This is a genomic window from Rhodococcus sp. R1101 (genome assembly GCF_000278445.1).
Lineage (GTDB): Bacteria > Actinomycetota > Actinomycetes > Mycobacteriales > Mycobacteriaceae > Rhodococcus > Rhodococcus gordoniae.
In genome coordinates, this window is sequence record NZ_AJVB01000034.1 from 1 (window position 1) to 19184 (window position 19184).

A 19184-nucleotide genomic window follows, 5' to 3' on the forward strand; every position below is an offset into this window, starting at 1 on the left:
CCCCATGGCCTTGCCCCAGCACGACAGGTCCGGGCGGATGCCGTACACGCCCTGTGCTCCGTGTTCGGACCAGCGGAAGCCCGTGATCATCTCGTCGAAGATCAGCAGCGCACCGTGGTGATCGCACAGTCGGCGTACACCTTCGAGAAAGCCGGGAGCCGGTTCGGCGAGGGCCGTCGCGGCCTCGAGGATCACGCAGGCCGCCGGCTGTGCCGACAATGCCCGCTCGAGAGAGCCGAGGTCGTTGTACCGGAACCGACGTGTGTGTTCACAGGTGTCGTCCGGGATCCCGGACTTCATGGCCGTCGTTCCGATGAACCAGTCGTCGACCGAGAAGAAGGGTTGATCGCATGCCACGACGTGCCGACGACCGGTGACCGCGCGTGCCAGTCGTACCGCGGCAGTGGTCGCATCGGACCCGTTCTTCGCGAACTTCACCATGTCTGCGGCGGGTACGAGGGCGAGGAAGTCCTCGGCGGCGGCGAGTTCGAGGGTCGTCGGCCGAGTGAAGTTGGTCCCGTTCGTCACGGCGGCGGTGACGGCATCGACGACGGGTCGATAACCGTGCCCCAGAGTGACCGAGCGTAGTCCCATGCCGTACTCGACGTAGTCGTTGCCGTCGGCATCCCATACTCGGGCACCTGCTCCTCGTTCGAGCACGGGGGTGATGAACTCGGGGTACTGATCGGATCCGCGGGCGTAGGTGTGAGCGCCACCGGGAACGAGCTCGTGGAGGCGTGCCTGCAGCTCGGCAGACCGAGCGAAGGGCCGATCACGGTGGTCGGGCGGGTGTGTCATGAGCGAACTCCATCGCTCGGAGAATCGTCGAGAATCCGATTGTTTCATCAGCACTGTCGAACCTCGTGGGGAACGAGTGAATTCGACGTTTCCTGTCCCCGTATCGCTCCGCTCGTGGCCCGTGGAAGACGGGCGCTCGCAGAATCGGGTATTGTTCGGTACGGATCGTCCGGCCTTGTCGGACCGGACAATTCGGTCCGACAGTCAGATATTTCTCCGACCGTTCGAAGTTCGCGAGTGCCCGAAGGTGCCGACATGACGAATCGCGTCCTCTCTCCGACCGGTGGTGCTTCGTGCGAGGTTCGCGTTCTCCTCGAGAACGGGGAGTACTGGCTCAACAACAAGGGCGACCTTGCAATTCTCGACGAGACCGTACGGCGGTTCGCCGAGCGATGGCCGCACGCCCGAATCGGGGTGCTGACCTCGGCGCCCGCGTTGCTGCGAGCCTATGAACCGCGTGTCGATGCGATCTGTTACCAACGGGGTGGAAGTTGGCCGCGCCGGCGCCGACGGCCGGGTCCGGCAAGCCTGCTGGGCCCAGGGATCGCGGGTGCTCCGATGAATGCTTGGGACGCTGCGGTCGCTGTGCCCGGCCGAATCACCCGGCGGGTGCGGCGTGTGAGGGGAACAGCGGACGAAGACCGGACGGTGCCGGATGCAGTGGCCACCGCCTCCGTGGTGGTTGCGATCGGAGGCGGATACATGACCGACATCGACCGGTTCCAGACGGAACGGACCCTGACATTGCTCGAGCGGGCCGCAGATCTGGGAATTCCCACCGCGATGACGGGACAGGGGTTCGGTCCGCTCACCGCGCCCGACCTGCTCGAGCGGGCCGCGCAGGTTCTGCCGCGAGTGGATCTGATCGGGCTCCGCGAAGACCTGCGCGGACCGGAACTGCTGCACTCCCTGGGTGTCCCTGCGGACCGCGTAGTGGTGACGGGGGACGACGCGGTGGAACTCGGTTACTCCACGCGGCGAGCGGAACTCGGTACGGATCTCGGCGTATGTCTGCGAGTGGCCGAGTATTCCCCGGTCGGTGCCGCGATCAGCGACGCGGTGGGACGTGCGGTGCGCGAGAAGGCCGCTGCCCATGCCGCCCACCTCGTCCCGCTGATCGTGTCCGAACACGACGCAGAGGACCGAAGGTCGACGATGCCACTGCTCGCCGAGTATTCGGGGACGATCCCGCCGCTCGGCCGGTTCGCCGGCGCACCGGCACTCTCGCACCGGGTGGGGCGGTGCCGAATGATCGTCACCGGTGCCTACCACGTGGCGGTCTTCGCGCTGTCGCAAGGGATCTCGGTCGTAGGGCTCTCGACGTCGCGTTACTACGACGACAAGTTCGCCGGATTGGGCTCCATGTTCGGTACCGGAATCGAGACCGTCCGGCTGGACGAGGACGGAATGCCGGACCGTCTCCGTGCGGTGATCGGAAAGGTCTGGGCCGACGCGCCGGACATGCGTATTGAGCTGCTCACGCGCGCGGAGCGGCAGATCCGCGCGAGCCGGGCGGTCTTCGACCGCATCGGCGACCTCGTGGAGCTGCCGGTCAGCGCGCGGCGCGATCCGCAAGCCGATCCTTCTCCGCCGCCCACATCTCCGCGGTGATGGCCCAGAGGTGGTGATCCTTCCGGGAGCCGCCCACATCGAGATAGCCGACCATGGTGCCCTCCCGGCGCATCCCGGTCTGCTCGGCACAGTGCGCCGCAGGAACGTTTCCCACGCACACGGGTGCGGTGATGCGGTGCAGCCCGAGGGGACCGAACCCGTAGTCGGCGAGCATCCGGGCGGCGGCCAGGGCGACACCCTTGCCGGCGAGGGTCGAATCGATCCATATCCCCGCCTCTGCCAGACCCGCCCACCGGTCGATATGTTCGAGATTGAACTGTCCGGCGAACAGGCCGTCCACCTCGATGACCAAGGGCAGGGCACGTCCTGCCCGGGCCTCGCTGCGGGCGTGCAGGTACTCGTCGACCCATGCCTGCTCGCTGTGGCGTTCCTCCCAGGGAAGCGAGGACGAGGTCCAGAACGGTTCGATGAACCGCTGGTCGCGGATCCGGAGTGCTTGCCAGCGAGACCAGTCCGACAGACGTGGTGACCGGAGGACGAGGCGATGCCCGGACACCTCGACGGGACCCAGTCGCACACACAGGCTGTAACCCTGCTTGCACCGGAGCCGGTGGCGCAGGGGGCGGGTATACAGTCTTCCCGCCGTGGTGAGCACCACGAACGGTCTGGGACGCTTCATGCGTTCACCTCTGCTGGGCGACTCCGACGGGGCGGACAATGAAACGGCGACCACCGGCGGTGGAGGGTGTGGATCCAGCGTACTCGCCGGGACGGGAAGGATTCGGTCGGAACGACCGAATCGGCCGGACGGGAACCGGACCGAACGGGACGAACGCCGCACGACGGTCCGAACATCCGTCCGGGCGCGTCCTCCGGTGATAGCGTCCGTACAAGGGACGGGGACCGAATCGAAAGAGGCGACACATGATCCGGCCCGACAGCGACATTCCACCGCCGCCCGATACCCACCGTCGAGTGCCGTGAGCGCGCGTCGCGTCGCCCTGGTCCACGAACGGTTCACCGAGATCGCAGGCTCGGAGCAGGTCGTCGAACAACTGGCGGTGCAGTGGCCGCAGGCGAGGGTCCACGCCCCGATCGCCCGACCGTCCGGTATCCCGTCCCGGCTGCGCACACGGATCGACACGACGTGGCTCGACGGGCTCTACCACCTGTCGGGGGAACGTTCGTACGCCCCTCTTCTTCCCTTGATGGCGAGAAGCTTTCGAAGCATGAAGCTCGACCGCGCCGATATCGTCGTCATCAGCCACCATGCCTTCGCAAGCCAGGCGGTCTTCGCCACGACGGCACCGACGATCGCATATGTGCACAGTCCGGCACGGTGGGCATGGGACGCATCGTTGCGTGAGGGCGAGGGCGGTGGTCGTCCGGGAGGGGTCGCACTCGGGTTGCTCGCCGTATCCGCGCGGCGTGCCGAACTTGCTGCCGCGCCCCGGCTGTCTCGTATCGTGGCGAACTCCACCACCGTCGCCGACCGCATCCGCCGGTGGTGGCACCGCGACTCCGTGGTCGTCCATCCACCGGTCGACACCGAAGCATTCACCCCCGACAGCGGTGTGCCGCGGGAGGACTTCTTCCTGCTCGCGGGACGCCTCGTTCCGTACAAGCGGCCGGACCTGGCGATTCGGGCGGCGAACACTGCGGGGGTGCGTCTCGTGGTCGTGGGTGACGGTCGCAGTACGGAGCACTGCCGGAAGATCGCAGGGGAGACGGTGACCTTTCTCGGACGCGTTCCGCACAGGCAGTTGGTCGACATGTACCGACGCTGTCGTGCAGTGGTGATGCCCGGTCTCGAGGACTTCGGGATCGTGCCTGTCGAGGCGATGGCCTGCGGCACAGCGGTGATCGCCCTGGGCGCGGGCGGAGCTCTCGACACCGTTCTGCCCGGATCGACCGGGCTGCACGTGTCCGGCGGCACCGATGCGGAACTGGTCGACAACTTCGCCACCGCGATGAGGGATTTCGACGGGAGGAACTACGATCCAGGAAGGATACGATCCCAGGCGGAGACCTTCTCCCGGCGGGTGTTCCGGGAACGGATGCGAGATGTCGTCGACCAGGTGACGAGATGACACGATCGACCGGAGGTGTCATCCGGCGGGGCGCCGATCACCGAGTGGTTCCGTTTCCACCGTGCCCTTCGTGGTGACCCGCAATCGCCAGTACCGTCCGTCGTCATCCCGGAGGATCGGGCCCGACCCGGGCCGATCCGACAGCCACGATCCGTCGGCGAGGATCGCGGACAGCGTTTCGCCGTCGCTGTTCTCGGCTCGCAACAGATCTCGGTCGTCGACCGCTCGGGTAACCACGGGCCCTACGAAGGTCCCACCCGAGAGGACGCCGCGCCCGACGACGTTCCAATCCTCGGGGAAGGTGGCGAGGTCGATGTCGGTGGACGCGCTCGAAACGAGATTGACCGCGGTGCCTTCCGGGCATCCTTCCGGGTCGATGCGCAGTTCGGTCGGAAACACCTCGGTGTCCGGATCGAAGCGCACGTTGGCGAGATAGGGCTGGCGGCAGTAGATCAGATCCAGACACACGCTCCGGGCGGCGATCTTGCAGTTGACCAAGCCCAGTTGGGAGGGTCCGCCGCGGCCGCGTTCACCGACGGACAGAGCGGTGTCCGCCCCTTCGAACCACACGTTGGTCAGCCACCAGTTGTTGGCGGCACCGTCGATGCGGATGTGCCGGTCGGTCGTCCTCGGATCGTTGTCGGACACGAATTCGACATCGGTCAGGGACAACCCGGCGTTGTGATCGTTTCCGGTGCCCAGGACCCCGGTGTAATTGTTCGTCAGTTTCGAGGCCGTCAGATAGTTCTGGATGCACGAGGTGACCATCCCGATTCCGAAATTGTTGATGTCGCAATCGACGAAGGTGGTTCCGCCCGTGTTCCCTTCCAGGACCACGCCCTGCTGGGCGCGGTAGAGCGGGAAGTTCTCACTGAGATGGCTTCCTCGCAGGACCACCGAATCGAACGAACACCGGAACGAACCGGACAGTGACACGGCGACGGCTTCCGGACCCGTCAGATAGACACCGAGACGTGCGAAGCGGACACGGTGCCGATCACGAAGCGAGATCAGCGGTCCGTCCCCTTCGTAGAACACGATGGTGACGTCGCCGCCGTCCCCCGTCACCGTGGAGAAGTCCGGCAGATCGGGCCAGGCGGTGACGCGGTAGTAGCCGGCCGGGAGGTACAGGACAGCGGGCCCGTCACCCGCGGAGGCCGCACGGGCGATTGCTTCGGTGTCGTCGGCCGTACCGTCACCCACAGCACCGAAGTCACGGACGTTGCGTCGCTGCGACACGCTCGACACCTCGGGAACCTCCCGTTCGACATCGGGGACCGGTGCCCGCGGCGAGCAGGCCAGGGGAAGTGCTGCCGCGGCGCCGAACGATGCGGCGAGCATTTTTCGCCGGTTGAACACCATATCGGCCATTCTCGTCCACCCGGAGGGACGCTAGGGGGAATACGCGAGTCCGAGATCCGCTGCCGATCGGGAACTCCGGCGCTTTCTGGCTCGAACGGATCGGCGAGTACGTGCCGTGTCGGTCGTAACGGCCCCGAGGAGTCTTGCTCCGGACGCGCCGAAGACATCCGCAGCGGCTTGCAGCCGGGGCGCTTTCGTGGTGCCGAGTCGAACCACGGCGATCGATGCGTCGCAATGCGTCGAGATATCGAGCGCGGCAGAGTCCGTGAGCACCGGAGCGGCGACCACGAGAATGTAGTCGAAGCGATCCTCCAGCACCGAGAGAAGGCCGGCGAACCGATCCGATGTCAGCAGGTCCGACGTGCGCTCGTCGGCGGCGCCGAGTGGGACGACCGAAACCCCCGACTCCGACCAGACGGGAAATTCGGTCAGTGGCGGGTACTCGTCCCGCAGCCATTCGGCGACTCCGGGTACCGACTGCATATCGAGAAGTCGAGTGACGCCCTCGCCGGATGTGTCGGCATCGATCAGAGCGACCCGAGCGCCCGTGTCCGCCAATGCCTTGGCGAGCCGCGCGGCGACGCGCGGGTCGGACTCCTCGGTGAAACTCGTGAACATGACCACCAGCCGATCCCGGCCCTGGCGTGCTGCGGTGATATGTGCGCGCAGCCGCCCCACATCTCTCGTCGCGTCGATGCTGTGAGATGAGATCGTACCCAGGACCGGCACGCCCGCGGAACGGGCGAGCTGATCCGGGGTGCGGACCGTCGGATCGAGCTTGTCCCGGAAGAAGGCGAGCAGGAAGCCGAGGCCGAGTCCGGCGATGATGCCGAGTGCGAGATTGCGTTTCGCGTTCGGGCCGATGGGTTCGGTGGGCAACGTGGCCGGATCGACGACAGACACGCGGGCGGCCGGCGCCGCACCGACCACGGTCGTTTCCATCTCTGCGACGAGCTGCGCGAATTCGTCCGAAACGGCACGGGAAAGTTGACGTGCCGTTTCGGGAGTGGAGTCGGTCACCGAGATCTCGAGCAGGGTGGTGGCCGGCGGGAACGTCGCCGACACCTTGCCCTGCAGTTCGCTCGGTGAGATGGTCGAGCCGAGCCGATCGACGACTCGCTCGGCGACGGTGGCCCCCGTCGCGACATACGGATACGACGTGATGCGCTGTTGCGCTGCGAGGCCGCCCTGATAGGAGTCGTTGACCGATGTGCCGGTCGCCATCGATACATACATGCGGGTCGTCGACACGTAGACGGTCGGGATTGTGGACGTGTATGCCCAGGCAAGGGCCGCGCAGGCGAGGGCCGTCGCGAGAATGATGTGCCACCTGCGGCGCACGATTCCCAAGTAGTCACTCAATGCCATGGTTGCACCCCTCTTCTCATTCCCCGACGACTGCGCTGGACGTGTGTGTTGACGGAGCTGTGGCTGCCGTGGAGGTGGTGCGTTTGCGGTATTCGCGAACGGTCATGTCGACGAGCCAGACCAGCACGACGAGCTGGAGGGATTTGCCGATCACCTCCATACTGCCGAGGAATCCCCGTTCGAAAAGGATCGGGGATGCCGTAATCGCCAGTCCCAGGGCCACCACGACGATGTGTCGGGCCTGCAACGCCCGCACGCCGAGCAGGAGCAACCCGAGGGTGAACAGCACACCGACGGCGACACCCGGGTATCCGGCGATGACGAATCCCTCGTTGATGTTTCCATCGGCGAGGGAAACCGAGATCCGGCTCATGTCCATGGACGACCCCCGCACCTCGACGGCCCAGGCGGTCCCGGATCGTAGCTTCTCGGCGCCGAGGAGCTGTGCGGGAATCAAGCTCTGGAGACCGTGCTGGGCGACTTCCAGAGGAGTCATCCACGGACGCATGACCATGTAATAACTGTCCGTAGCAGCTTCGAGCAGATCGAATCTCCGCAGGATGCTCAGATACGGCTGTACCGACGGAGGATAGGCCGAATCCCGGGGCAACGCCTCTGCTCGTACGTAGTCGGGTTGTTTGATCGACTGCAGCCATCCGAACGCGCCGATACCCACAGCCGAGATCAGGACGATGCCCACGACTCGCAGACGGGACCAGCCGTGTAAGGCGAACCTGACGGCCACGGCCATGGCGGCACTCATGACGGGTGTCTTCGACTCGACTGCCACCGTCCACAGCAACTCGATCGTGAGCAGCGCAGCGAGCAGGACGAATGTCGTTCTTCGGTCCGTGGGCCGGATGAAGATGATCAGCCCGATCGCGCCGACCGTGGCGAGTTGTGCGACGAAGCCGAGAACAGGATCGGCGCTCTGAACGTCTCCGGCTTGACCGGTCGATCCCGTGAGGTACATGACAGCGCGCCCGAGGAGGCCTACCGCGTACACGGTGGCAAGAGTGGGAACGAAGTCGCCGGTGGATTCCCGAGAGGGAGTGGTCCGGGGGCGGCGGTGAGTCCAGATCGCATAGGCCACTACGGCACCGGCGTATACCCACAGGCCGAATGCCACCGGCTGCAGAACTTCCGAGACGCCGCGGTCGTAGCCGATCGCAGCGAGGCGCGGATCGGCGATGTTGTCCGCGTATCGCGGTTGCGGCTGCACTGTCAACAGCACCAGAGGGCGTGCGACGTAGGACAGGGCCCAATATACGGCCTGCGCGATCAAGAACACCCTCGCGACGCCGGGGATGAAGGCGGCCGCTACGACGATCGTGATCAGAGCCGTGCTCACCAGGACGAGCTGGATGTCGGGAGAGTTCACGACGTATCCTTCCCCGTCCCGGATCCGACCGCGCCCGGCGTCGACGATCCCTGCGCGTCCCTGCCCTCGAGTGCGGCGACGATCTCGCGTGCGCGGTCGACGTACCGATGGTTGCCGGTCACGATGCGGCGGTGTCCGGCCTCGGCGACGGCTCGCGCACGCTCAGGACGACGATCGCACCATCGGAGGATCTCGTGCAGCTCGTCCACCGCGGAGAACAGCAGACATTCCCGGCCCTCTGTGAGAAGGGCGGCATGCTCGTCGGTGCGTTGCCCGACGAACAATCCGCCCGCGGCCGGCACCTCGAAGGTGCGGCAGGTGTGTGTATCCCGATTGTCGGAGTTGAGGAGAACCAGATTCGCTGTCACCGATGCGATCGCGGTGGAGAAATGTTCCCCGTACACCGGGCCACGCACCATGGCGTGGGTGTGACGCAATTCGGGCACGCGTCTCCAACCGGGGCCATGGACGAGCATCCTCTCTCCGTAACGTCCGGCCAGGGCGAGAACGGCGGAACGGCGATCGGGACGGCAGTTGCCGACGAAACCGAGTAGGTACCGCTGTGGGTCCCGACGTGCCGAAAGGCGGTGCCAGGCAGGATCGTAGGCGCTCAATACGAATTTCACGGCGGCTCCTCGGGTGGTGAGTTCCGGGACGTTGTGCCGTTTGGTGGTCACCACGAGATCCCACTCGTGTTCGTGCCGAAGATAATCCGGCGTCGTGTTGTACGGGTTCGACGCGTCGTCGGGGCTGTAGTGCACGTGCAGACGGGCAGGTGTATCGAGCAATCGGATCTGGTCGAGATGCACTGTCCGGAAACAGAACAGCACATCGGGAGACAGGGCGTTAGCAACCGACTCGATCCGGCGATGTACGGACCCGAGGTCCCACGGAGCGCGTTGCCGGCGCACCTTCGAGTAGAACCACGGTGGCGAGAATCGGGTGGGTAGGGTCACGGCAGTGGTGTCCACGACGACCACGTCGTGCCCCGCCTGACGGAATCCGTCGGCCAGCGAGCGGGCGTTGCTACCCACCCAGTCGTCGCCGACGAAGAGGATCCTCATCGTTTCTCTCCCCTGCAGGTGGGGATGCCGATCTCGTCGACGTTCTCGCCGGAGGGCCGGGTACGCCGCTCCTGCAGCACGAGATGCCTGGTCCGGAGGAGGTACCACAACGCAACGCTGAACTCGCATGCCACAGTGCCGTAGACGAGCGCCCACACCGAGTGGGTCCGGAACGCCACGTAGAGCGCAAGAGCAGCGACACAGGTGCCGACGATGGAGCCGATCAGTACACCGGAGGTGTCTTCGCGTACCGGCAGGACAGCTGTGGTGACGAGCGAACTCAGAGCCGTGGCGGGCAGTATGAGCGCCTCTACGCGCAGGAGTGGGACGGCATGAACGAATTCGCTTCCGAACACGAGCCGCACGATGAGCGGCGCGGCGACCCACAGCGCCGCGGTCGCGACGACAGCGATGCCCACGCAGACAAGCATGGCGAGGCCTGCGCGCCGCCAGAATCGCTCGTCGTCACTGCTGCGCGCCATCCGTGGCAGCAGAGCGAAGCCGATCGGATCGAGCATGGACTGCACAGCGCGCACGAGTCGGTCACCGGCCGAATACAAACCCAGGGACGCGGCGTCGAGCACGGAGGAGTAGATGGCTGCAGCTCCCTGACCGTAACTGACCACCAGGAGGCGAGACGTGAATACGGGGGCGGCCATGCGCACGGTGGGCACGACCCGGCACGGCCGGGCCGGACGCCCGTACTTGCGGAGCGAATCCCGCCAGGTGAGCGCGACGGTGAGGATCGACGATGTGAGCATGCACAGCATGGCGACGGATGCGCTCGGATAACGAGGCAATACCAGCAACAACAAGGCAAGATAGGCGAGTCGGCCGACCCCCTGGTAGAGCGTGGAGGCCACGAATCGTCCCTGTCCGATGAGGATCCAGTCCTCGGAGATCGACCAGAAGCCGCCCGCGAACAGACCGAGCAGGATCATGTGGATGTGAGGATCGACTTCGACCGTCGATCCGGCGAGGAGTGCGGCGCCCAGGGTGACGAGCACCGTCACACGGATGGCGAGGTAGTCGCCGCGGATCTGATTGACATCGCTGGTGGGAACCTTCGCTGCCAGGAATTGAGTGATTCCCAGATCGACGAGCAGTGATCCGATGAAGTAGGCCGACATCCCGATCGCCAGCAGCCCCAGACCTTCGGGACCGAGGACGCGGGCGATCAAGGGCAGGGTCACGGCCGTGACGAGATACTGGCCGTACTTACCGAAGCTGACGAATCCGATGTCCCGTACGAGAGTGACAGCACGCGTCATTCGGCGTTCTTCGCTCATGAGGTGCTCACCTCCTCGCGGGAGGGCGCACCGACCGTACCCAGGAAACGTGCGACCGCCCGCGCGGACTCGGTGATGTCGAAGCATCCGGCCCGCTGCCGGCCTGCAGCAGCGAGGCGGCAGCGAAGTTCGCGGTCACGAATGAGCGTGTCCAACGCCGCGGTGAGTGCGCGACGGTTGCCGGCGTCCACGAGCAGTCCGTTCACGCCCGACTCGACGATCTCGGCAGGGCCGCCCGGCCGGGAAGCGATCACCGCGCATCCGGCCCGCATGCCCTCCACGACGACCTGACCGAACGGTTCGGCAAGGACCGAGCAGTGCACGAGGATATCGGCGCGTCGCATGTATTCTTCGGGGTCTTCGACGTGGCCCGTGAAGGTCACCGGAAGATCGAGCTCTGCGGAAAGTCGTTCGAGATGCTCGCGATAGGACTCTTCACCGAAGAAGGTACCGCCGACGAGATAGATGCGCGAGGGCCGCACCGTCGTATCCGCCGCGGCCCGCAGGAATACGTCCTGGCCCTTCCACGGCGTGAGTCGTCCGACAACCGTGACGATCGTCCCCGCCGGATCGTGTTGTTCCGGATGAGGAGTGGTCGGTGTGAGGTTGACTCCGGGATATGCCACGAGGGCGCGCCGGCGGGGGAAGAGCGACGACATCGTGGATCTGCTGTTGGCGATGTAGCCCCGGCTGAGGACCCGTCCCAGAATGCGTACGATCGGAGCGAGTACGCGCCCGAAGTATTCCGTGGAGACCCGGTCGTGCACGTGCCAGACGAGGGGGAGCTTCGCCCGCCACGATGCCACGGCCCCCATGATCAAGGCCTTGGAGCTCTCGGCGATGAGCACCGTGGCCCCGGTGTTCGTAGCGACGTTACCGAGATCCCAGCCGACTCGGACCAAGCGGAACGCCCCCGCGAACAATCGGGTGAGGCGGGGGTCGGTGATCGTCATCGTCCTGCTGTCGAACGTGCAGGACAGGATCCGAGTGTCGAATCCGTCCGCGCGCATCCGCTGGGCCATCGGACCGTCCTGCGCGTACGCTACGGCGACGTCGATGCCGAGATCCCGCAACGCGAGTGCCAGTCGGGCCGTGGCGATCTCCGCGCCGGACGGAGCGGCCGTGTGGGTGACGAAAAGGATCTTGGTCACGACGTCAGCTCCTTGTACAACGCGACGTGTCGTTCTGCCGCCGTACCCCACGAGAACGTCTCTGCGTGCGCACGGCACTGCCGCCGCCCCGGCGCCCGCCCCGAGAGAGCCGCTGCGACCCGGTCTGCCAGCGCTTCGGGATCCCCGGCGGGAACGATCAGTGACGGATCGAGTCCCTGCACTGCGTCGGGTAGTCCGCCACAGTCCGTGACGACCGGCACGCGACCGGCCGCCAGCGATTCGAGCGCGATCAGCCCGAAACCCTCGAGTGCTACCGAAGGGACGACCGTCACCGCCGCCTCTTCGTACAGGAGGCTCAACCGGACGTCGTCGACGTGACCTTCGAAGGTGACGGAACTGCCCACTCCGGAGCCGGCGGCTTGCGCGCGCAGCGCCGCTTCCTCGCTGCCGGTGCCGACGATCACGAGCCGCGCGTCGGGATGCGCAGCAAGGACGTCAGGCCAGGCACGGAGCAGGAGGTGCACACCCATTCGCCGTTCGAGACGCCGAACGCACAGCACAGCACCCGACGAGGCGGGAACCTCCGAAGTTCGGAAACGATCGAGATCGACTCCGGGGGGAACGATCCGGATGCGTTCTCCCGGAACACGATAGGAATGCGTGAGCACATCCCGAAAGTGTTTCGACAGCACAACATATCGGTCCGCGTCCGCGTATCGGATCCGCTCGATCAGGTACTTCGAGTATGCGGCTGTCCTCCCCGAACCTGCCATCAGGCTCTCGGCTGCCCAAGGGCCGTGAAAATGCACCACGAGTGGATGTCGGCCCTGGCGACCGCGAGCGGGGCGACCGTAGAGGCCGAAGTGGCGATCGATGATCGCCTCCCGTGGCAACACGGTGTGGTCCCGGAAGGCGGTCCAGGCACGACGAAGGGTGGATCCGCCGATGGGTCCCCAGCTGTGCCCATCGAGTTCGGGGTTGCCGAAGGCAGCCGCCGAGACGTCGACGTCCGGACGCCGGCGCAGGGTTCGGTAGAGATCGGTGAAATACCGGTTCAATCCGCCCGGAACCGCAGTGAACCACTCGGATCCGGTCATATGGACACGGAGCGCGTCGGCGGGACCGCAGGCGGGGGAAGTCACGGCCCGACCGCCGACGTCGACCGCTCCGTGCCGGCGTTCTCGTCCAGCGGCCGACCCCGTGAGGATGCGCTGCGGTCCCTGCCGAAATGCGGGTACTCTCCCACACAGGCTCGAGTCGGTACTTCCCGCGATCGGTCGTCCGGGTGGTGGAACCCCTCCGGCGACGGAACTCGAACGTCACGGAGGGTTCTCATGTCCGCCACGATCTCGATCTGTGTCCCGGCGTACAACGCTGCCCGGACGCTCGAGGCGACTCTGCATTCGATCCTCGAGCAGGATGCCGACCTCGACGTCCTCGTGCTCGACAATGCGACACGGGACGGTACCGCAGATATCGCACGTTCCTTCGACGACCCGCGCCTCCGAGTGGTCCGTAACGACGAGGTGCTGTCGATCGGTGACAACTGGAACAAGGCGGTCGCCCTGTCCGCCGGCGAGCTCGTGAAGATCGTGTGTGCCGACGATGTGCTCCGTCCGGGATCGATCGAGGCGCAGGAGAAGGTGATGGCCGACCCCACGATCGCCCTCACGTCGGCCCGGTTCGATGTCATCGACGAGGCCGGCGAGATCCGGGAGAGCGGCTTGGGCATACCGGGACTGGAGGGCCTGCACACGCCTCGCGCCCTGATCGGCACAATCGTGCGGCGCGGACCGGCCGACTTCGGTCCCACGGCGGCCGCGATATTCCGTCGTGAGCACTTCGACCGGGTAGGGGGCTTCCGTGGCGACCTGGTGTTCCCCATGGACGTGGACCTGTTCGCTCGCGTTGCGACATTCGGAATGTTCTTCGGTATGCCGGAACGGGTGGCCGCATGGCGGGACTCGACGTTCAACCTGTGCAGTCGAACGTCGTCGTTCAGCAAGTTGACGGACATGATGCGCTTCCACCACCGAATCGCGAGGGATTACCCGGACTTGGTTTCCTTTGGAGACGTGATCGCCGGCGACGCTCGTCTGGCGCGTGCAGCGCTGGAACGTGTGTCGGTACGGTCCCGCGGGCTGCTCGCGGCGCTGCGTGGCTGACCACTCGCCGACCGGTACGGTGCGCTGAACCGGCTGTGTGCATCATCGCCCCTTCATCGTGATCACCGCGGACACGGTGCGCAACAGGATCTTGATGTCGAACCACAATCCCCAGTTCTCTATGTAGAAATTGTCGTAGCGGGCGCGAGCAGCGATCGAGGTGTCGCCGCGTAGCCCGTTCACTGCCGCCCATCCGGTCAGGCCGGACGGAACACGATGTCGTGCAGAATAGTTCGGAATAGTCTCACCGAACCGGTGAACGAAGTGCGGTCGCTCCGGTCTCGGTCCGACAAGGGTCATGTCACCGCGGACGATGTTCCACAGCTGTGGTAGTTCGTCGAACGACGTGGCGCGCAAGATCTTGCCGAGGCGACCGAGCCGGGCATCCTGTGCGATACACCAGTTCGTTGCGGATTCGTTCTCGTCCAACGGTTTCAGCGTGCGGAACTTCAACAGGTCGAACTCTCGTCCGTCCAAGCCCACTCGTCGTTGTCGAAACAGTATCGGAGCCGACCGATCCGAGAACCACACCGCCATCGCGGTGAGTGCCAGCAGTGGTGTCAGTGCTACCAGGATGACGGCGCTGAAGACCCGACTCGTCCACAGTTTGATCTTCCACCTGAGGGAACGGTGAGCCGCCCGGCGCACCCGCATGAGGGGCATCGCCCCGATGCGTTCCATGTCGCCGCTCACCGCCGTGATCTCCCACAGCCGGGGGACGAGGTATATCTCGCAATCGAGACGGTCGCACTTGCGGACGATCTTCAACATATCGCAGTCGCGAGTGAACGAGAAGGCGAGAATGGCCGTTTCGATCCTGTTGGCGCTGAGAAACTCTCGTAGCCTTCCGCTCAACGGCAGGACCGGCACGTCGACCCGGCGCACGGTGTCGGGCCTGGGGTCGTCGTCGAGCAGACCGACCAGCTCGAGACCGCAGGCCGGTTCGCCGGCTATCTCCTCCGCCAGCATCCCGGCGATGTCGCCACCCCCCACGATCACTGTCCGTCGACGTCGTCGTGAATTGCGTCGTACGTGCCGTTCCATCGCGTACGCGCCGATTCGGGACACCGTCGCCGCGGTGAACGCGAGCGCAGTCAGCCTGACGGCTCCGAAGGACGAACCATATGGCTGGAAGATGAGTGCTGTGATCACCCCGGCCAAGGTGACTGCGGCGAGTATCCGGGGCAGATCGTCGAGCACCGAAAGGGTCAGGTGGGAGCGATAGGCTCCCATCATCGCCATGAGCACGACGAGGGTCGTCGCGGTGGGCAGTGGCCTGTCGGCACCGGTGAGCGCAAGCGCCCCCGAAAGGACGGCGAGATCCGAGATCGGTGTGGACAAAGTGATGTGCGCCCGAATCCGTGAGCCGAGATGGCGCTGGGGATGTGGTGTCGGAGCAGACGACCGGGAAGTCGGGAGGGCGGCCTCGTCGAAGACCGGTGAGGGCCGGAGAGGCGCGACCTGTCGGGCACGACGCGTGTTGGTGGTCACGACGGTCTCCCCAATCCGATGCTCATCCGTGCAGGTCCCGAGGGGGGAAGGGCGCTCGTCGCCATCAGATCGCCGAGCGTGCTCCATCGACCTTCCAGTTCCGGATAGTGTTCCTGCACCTCGATCAGCAGGTCGGGCAGAGTCAGAAGCACATGATCGGGTCGACGACGCAGAAGCTGTTCCGGTGAAATGATCGGAATATCGGTACCCGGCATGCGTCGCCCTTGCTTTGCGGGAGACGCGTCCGCGACGCCCGCGACGAGACGCCGGTTCAGGCGAGCGCGGGCGAACAATGAGACTGCTCGGGATGCGGCACCGTAGGCGTACACGCTGCATCCACGACGATTCATCGTTGTGAGCAATGTTCTCAGCGCGACGGACTGGCCGTCAGCCGTATCCTGCAGTGCACGCGCGGCGGTGGGGTCGGTGATGCCGACCTCCCTCTCGTGAGCCAGAATCTGTCGTACCGAGAGCGGCAGTGTCCGGGGCACGGTGGGGGTCGCGGCGACGAGGACGGTGCCACCGTAGAGATCGAACGTCCACGCGTCGGCCACATGCAGGCCGGCGTGCGCGAGCAGGCGCCGTGCAGTGGTCAGCGAGTAGTAGGCGAAATGACCGTGCCGTAGGGCAGTCCACTGCCGGTGCGCGAGTATCGCTGTGAACGTGTGGAACTGAAGCAGCAGAACGCCGTCGGCGGTGAGAGCGGCAGCGCGCTGCCGGAAGGCGGCCCTCTGGTCCGGGGCGTGCATGATCCCGAAGCTGTCCACCGCAAGAGACGCTTGCTGCCCGGCGGGAACAATCTCGTAGCCCCGGTCGGCGAGCAGGGGCAGCCAGGTGCCGCCATGCGGACTACCGAACTCGGTGACGGTCCCGCCGGTGAGCCAACCGGCGTCGGCGACGTTCCGGACGGCGCCGGCGGCCTGGTCGCGCAATGCCTGCGGCTCGACACCGCGCGGTTCGTCCGGGACGGTGTCGTCGTCGACGAGCTGGGAGAGGCCACAGTCGCTGCACATGGCCATCGCCAACGGGTGCGACGTCTCGGCGACGGTGACAGGGGTACGGTCCGGAGGGAAATGATCTGCTGCGGGCATCACGCCGAGATCGAGAACTCGCTCGAGGCCCGTTCCGCCGCAGCCGCGACAGGCTGTCATGTCGGTACCTCGCGCAGGCGATTCGGGCATCGTTCGGGGACACGATGCGCGACAATCGACTGATGCGTGCCGACACCGCCGACCTGTGTGACGTACGAGTGTTCCGTCCCGAACCTTTCCGGGACGATCGGGGTCTGTTCACCCGCACGTTCGACGCACGGCTCTTCGACGCGGAGGTCGGGCCGACCGGCGTGCGGTCGTGCGATCTTCTCCAGGATTCCCAGTCGCGATCCGTACGAGGGGTGGTGCGAGGCATGCACGGCCGCACCGGCCGCGGGGAAGCGAAACTGGTGCGATGCGCTCACGGAGCCGTGCACGACGTGCTTGTCGACGTTCGTCGCGATTCGCCCACGTTCGGTCGTCAGCAGGTGTTCCGGCTCGATGACGTCGAGTTCGCGCACCTGTTCGTCCCGCCGGGGTTCCTCCACGGATTCCAAGTACTGACGGACACCGCGGATGTGTGTTATCGCATCGATCGGGAGCACGATCCCGCAGAGGATATCGCGGTGCGTTACGACGACCCGGATCTCGCGATCGCGTGGCCGCTGCCGCTCACCGTGCTCAGCGCACGCGATGCCGCAGCGGGAAGTTGGCGTGATCTTCTCGCGGCACTGTGATTCGTGTGCGAATACTTCAGGCATCCGGGACTCCGATCCGCTGGAAGCGCATCGTCGAGTCCAGTTCACCGATCTCCTGGAGTCGATTCAGACGGGCGAGCCGCGTGAAGCGCGTAGCGAATGCGTCGCCGGTCAGGCCGTACCTCCGATAAGCGTCGTACAACTCGGCGGCGCCGTCGCGTACCGTCCACCTGGCCTCGTACCCTTCGAAGACGTGGTGAACCCTGGAGAAGTCGACGCGGTAGGACCGCGGGTCCGGGCCACTCTCGCCGGTGACGGCGACTGTGGAGCCGGGAACGATCTCCGCCACGGCCTGGGCGATTCGAGCGACCGTGACGTTGTTGACCTCACTGCCGATGTTGAAGGCCGAACAGTGGATCCGTTCGGCGGGTGCGACGAGAGCATGGGCGAAAGCCTCAGCGATGTCCTGTGCGTGCACGAGGGGACGCCATGGCGTTCCGTCCGACAGGACGCGGACCTCGCCGGTGAGGAACGCCGATCCGACAAGGTTGTTCAGGACGATGTCGGCGCGAAGGCGCGGTGAGAACCCGAATGCTGTCGCATTGCGCAGGAATACAGGGGAGAAACCGGAGTCGGCCATGGCAGCGACGTCGTCTTCGACGCGCACTTTGCTCTCCGCATACGGAGTGACAGGGCGCAAAGGGGCGCTCTCGTCGACAAGTTCGTCGCCGGCCGAACCGTAGACCGAACACGTCGAGGCATAGAGGAACCGGCGTACGCCTGCTGCCTTGGCGCACCGAGCAAGCCGAACGGAGGCCTGATGGTTGATTTCGTAGGTGATTCTCGGTTCGAGGAAGCCGAGCGGATCGTTCGACAGCGCCGCGAGATGGATCACCGCGTCGAAACCCGCGAGCTGAGAGACGTCGACGTCGCGCAGGTCGAGGCGCAAGGTGGGCGGATCGTCGGGAGCGGGGCCGAGGAGGCAATCGGCGAACAGGCCGGAGTCCAGCCCGGTCACGTGGTGGCCGTACGAGCGGAGCACAGGAACCATGACCGATCCGAGGTAGCCCTGATGGCCGGTGACGAGTACGCGCATGTCACGCCTTTCCGAAATGGACGACGGCCTTCTCCAGCACGAACGCCTCGGCGTGTGGGCGCCGGCACTGCACGCCGCGAAGCCGGGACAGGCCGAGGAACGCCTGCTCGTCGAACCAGTCGTGCTCGATCTGGGACGGGTAGTACTTGAGCAGGATTCGTGTTTTCTCTTCCGCGACCTTGCGGGGGAGCGCGTGGTAGATCGCGGGCCGAGGAGTGTCGTTCTCCCACTTGATGATTTCGTAACCGAGGATGAGATGGTCGCGGAACACGGTGGGAACCAACTCGGCAAGCAGTCGATGATCCTGGTGGGCATCCCCTCGGTGCGGTGCGAAAACCACGTCCGGGGTGCACGTGTGCCGGAAGGCCTCGAGGGCAAACTTGATCGACTCCCAGTAGCCGGGTGCGCGCCCGTCGGGGATGTCGAGGACGGTGATCTCGAGCTCGGCTCCGGGACAGAGCGCCTTCAGTGCGTGCCGCTCCTCGATCTCGCGTGCCGAATCCTCGCCGGAGAGCACGAAGGCGTGAACGCGCACGGAACCGGGTGCCTGGGCGGCGAGGGTCAGCAGCGTGCCCCCGAGGCCGATCGCGATGTCGTCACAATGCGCCCCCAGGACCGCAATCTCCCGGATGTCGCCCGTGTGCAACTCGATCACGGGGTCACCGCC

At 65.7% G+C, this 19184-nt stretch carries 17 protein-coding genes; 4 read left to right on the forward strand and 13 right to left on the reverse strand.

All coding sequences use genetic code 11. The annotated features are described in order from the left end of the window. A partial coding sequence (locus tag R1101_RS0104800; RefSeq protein ID WP_016932345.1) for an aminotransferase class III-fold pyridoxal phosphate-dependent enzyme occupies positions 1 to 798 on the reverse strand: 798 nt, incomplete at its 3' end. A gap of 255 nt (positions 799 to 1053) precedes the next feature. On the opposite strand from R1101_RS0104800, the gene R1101_RS0104805 reads away from it, so the two are divergent. After that, the gene (locus R1101_RS0104805) at positions 1054 to 2409 is read left to right on the forward strand and encodes a polysaccharide pyruvyl transferase family protein (protein WP_026002884.1); all 1356 of its coding nucleotides are present in this window, start codon (positions 1054 to 1056) and stop codon (positions 2407 to 2409) included. On the opposite strand, the gene R1101_RS0104810 is transcribed toward R1101_RS0104805, so the two are convergent. Beyond that, positions 2351 to 3049: a GNAT family N-acetyltransferase gene (locus R1101_RS0104810; protein ID WP_016932347.1), complete on the reverse strand. Its 699-nt coding sequence runs from the start codon at positions 3047 to 3049 to the stop codon at positions 2351 to 2353. The two genes, R1101_RS0104805 and R1101_RS0104810, sit on opposite strands and share 59 nt — an antisense overlap. A 301-nt stretch (positions 3050 to 3350) precedes the next feature. On the opposite strand from R1101_RS0104810, the gene R1101_RS0104820 reads away from it, so the two are divergent. Beyond that, entirely contained in the window at positions 3351 to 4460 is a 1110-nt protein-coding gene (locus tag R1101_RS0104820) for a glycosyltransferase (protein ID WP_016932349.1), read from the forward strand. Positions 4461 to 4478: 18 nt separating this feature from the next. Here the strand turns inward: R1101_RS0104820 and R1101_RS0104825 are convergent, their stop codons facing one another. From R1101_RS0104825 to R1101_RS0104855, 7 genes are read right to left on the reverse strand one after another with little or no spacing between them, the layout of a single operon-like run. Beyond that, on the reverse strand, positions 4479 to 5831 hold the full coding sequence (locus R1101_RS0104825; protein WP_026002885.1) for a glycosyl hydrolase family 28-related protein: 1353 nt from the start codon (positions 5829 to 5831) through the stop codon (positions 4479 to 4481). 21 nt (positions 5832 to 5852) lie between these two features. Then, on the reverse strand, positions 5853 to 7190 hold the full coding sequence (locus R1101_RS0104830; RefSeq protein WP_016932351.1) for a Wzz/FepE/Etk N-terminal domain-containing protein: 1338 nt from the start codon (positions 7188 to 7190) through the stop codon (positions 5853 to 5855). Positions 7191 to 7206: 16 nt separating this feature from the next. After that, entirely contained in the window at positions 7207 to 8571 is a 1365-nt protein-coding gene (locus tag R1101_RS0104835) for a hypothetical protein (protein WP_016932352.1), read from the reverse strand. Then, complete coding sequence (locus R1101_RS0104840) at positions 8568 to 9635, reverse strand: CgeB family protein (protein ID WP_016932353.1); 1068 nt, start codon at positions 9633 to 9635, stop codon at positions 8568 to 8570. The genes R1101_RS0104835 and R1101_RS0104840 overlap by 4 nt, the downstream gene beginning before the upstream one ends. After that, positions 9632 to 10924 (reverse strand): lipopolysaccharide biosynthesis protein, encoded by a 1293-nt coding sequence (locus R1101_RS0104845; RefSeq protein ID WP_026002886.1) that lies wholly within the window; start codon positions 10922 to 10924, stop codon positions 9632 to 9634. Before R1101_RS0104845 ends, R1101_RS0104840 begins: the two co-directional genes overlap by 4 nt. After that, positions 10921 to 12075 (reverse strand): glycosyltransferase family 4 protein, encoded by a 1155-nt coding sequence (locus R1101_RS0104850; RefSeq protein ID WP_016932355.1) that lies wholly within the window; start codon positions 12073 to 12075, stop codon positions 10921 to 10923. Before R1101_RS0104850 ends, R1101_RS0104845 begins: the two co-directional genes overlap by 4 nt. After that, positions 12072 to 13133, reverse strand: a complete 1062-nt coding sequence (locus R1101_RS0104855; protein WP_016932356.1) for a glycosyltransferase family 4 protein — start codon at positions 13131 to 13133, stop codon at positions 12072 to 12074. Before R1101_RS0104855 ends, R1101_RS0104850 begins: the two co-directional genes overlap by 4 nt. A gap of 237 nt (positions 13134 to 13370) precedes the next feature. On the opposite strand from R1101_RS0104855, the gene R1101_RS0104860 reads away from it, so the two are divergent. Then, positions 13371 to 14201 (forward strand): glycosyltransferase family 2 protein, encoded by an 831-nt coding sequence (locus R1101_RS0104860; RefSeq protein ID WP_016932357.1) that lies wholly within the window; start codon positions 13371 to 13373, stop codon positions 14199 to 14201. A gap of 42 nt (positions 14202 to 14243) precedes the next feature. Here R1101_RS0104860 and R1101_RS0104865 read toward each other — a convergent pair whose 3' ends face one another. Together R1101_RS0104865 and R1101_RS25875 are read right to left on the reverse strand one after the other, a co-directional pair. Continuing rightward, complete coding sequence (locus R1101_RS0104865; RefSeq protein WP_016932358.1) at positions 14244 to 15692, reverse strand: sugar transferase; 1449 nt, start codon at positions 15690 to 15692, stop codon at positions 14244 to 14246. Beyond that, a complete protein-coding gene (locus tag R1101_RS25875) occupies positions 15689 to 16843 on the reverse strand; it encodes a class I SAM-dependent methyltransferase (protein ID WP_081494029.1) in 1155 nt (384 codons plus the stop codon). The genes R1101_RS0104865 and R1101_RS25875 overlap by 4 nt, the downstream gene beginning before the upstream one ends. 62 nt (positions 16844 to 16905) lie before the next feature. Here R1101_RS25875 and R1101_RS0104875 point away from each other — a divergent pair, with 62 nt between their 5' ends. Then, the gene (locus tag R1101_RS0104875) at positions 16906 to 17460 is read left to right on the forward strand and encodes a dTDP-4-dehydrorhamnose 3,5-epimerase family protein (RefSeq protein WP_026002887.1); all 555 of its coding nucleotides are present in this window, start codon (positions 16906 to 16908) and stop codon (positions 17458 to 17460) included. A 16-nt stretch (positions 17461 to 17476) separates the two neighbouring features. Here the strand turns inward: R1101_RS0104875 and R1101_RS0104880 are convergent, their stop codons facing one another. Then, positions 17477 to 18517 (reverse strand): NAD-dependent epimerase/dehydratase family protein, encoded by a 1041-nt coding sequence (locus R1101_RS0104880; RefSeq protein ID WP_016932361.1) that lies wholly within the window; start codon positions 18515 to 18517, stop codon positions 17477 to 17479. Position 18518: 1 nt separating this feature from the next. Next, a complete protein-coding gene (locus tag R1101_RS0104885) occupies positions 18519 to 19172 on the reverse strand; it encodes a PIG-L deacetylase family protein (protein WP_026002888.1) in 654 nt (217 codons plus the stop codon). Between the last annotated feature and the right edge of the window lie 12 nt (positions 19173 to 19184).

Bases quoted from the DNA above. Each gene is read 5' to 3' on its own strand.
- R1101_RS0104805 (WP_026002884.1), top strand. From the start codon at position 1,054: ATGACGAATCGCGTCCTCTCTCCGACCGGTGGTGCTTCGTGCGAGGTT.
- R1101_RS0104810 (WP_016932347.1), bottom strand. From the start codon at position 3,049: ATGAAGCGTCCCAGACCGTTCGTGGTGCTCACCACGGCGGGAAGACTG.
- R1101_RS0104825 (WP_026002885.1), bottom strand. From the start codon at position 5,831: ATGGCCGATATGGTGTTCAACCGGCGAAAAATGCTCGCCGCATCGTTC.
- R1101_RS0104830 (WP_016932351.1), bottom strand. From the start codon at position 7,190: ATGGCATTGAGTGACTACTTGGGAATCGTGCGCCGCAGGTGGCACATC.
- R1101_RS0104840 (WP_016932353.1), bottom strand. From the start codon at position 9,635: ATGAGGATCCTCTTCGTCGGCGACGACTGGGTGGGTAGCAACGCCCGC.
- R1101_RS0104845 (WP_026002886.1), bottom strand. From the start codon at position 10,924: ATGAGCGAAGAACGCCGAATGACGCGTGCTGTCACTCTCGTACGGGAC.
- R1101_RS0104855 (WP_016932356.1), bottom strand. From the start codon at position 13,133: ATGACCGGATCCGAGTGGTTCACTGCGGTTCCGGGCGGATTGAACCGG.
- R1101_RS0104860 (WP_016932357.1), top strand. From the start codon at position 13,371: ATGTCCGCCACGATCTCGATCTGTGTCCCGGCGTACAACGCTGCCCGG.
- R1101_RS25875 (WP_081494029.1), bottom strand. From the start codon at position 16,843: ATGACAGCCTGTCGCGGCTGCGGCGGAACGGGCCTCGAGCGAGTTCTC.
- R1101_RS0104875 (WP_026002887.1), top strand. From the start codon at position 16,906: ATGCGTGCCGACACCGCCGACCTGTGTGACGTACGAGTGTTCCGTCCC.
- R1101_RS0104880 (WP_016932361.1), bottom strand. From the start codon at position 18,517: ATGCGCGTACTCGTCACCGGCCATCAGGGCTACCTCGGATCGGTCATG.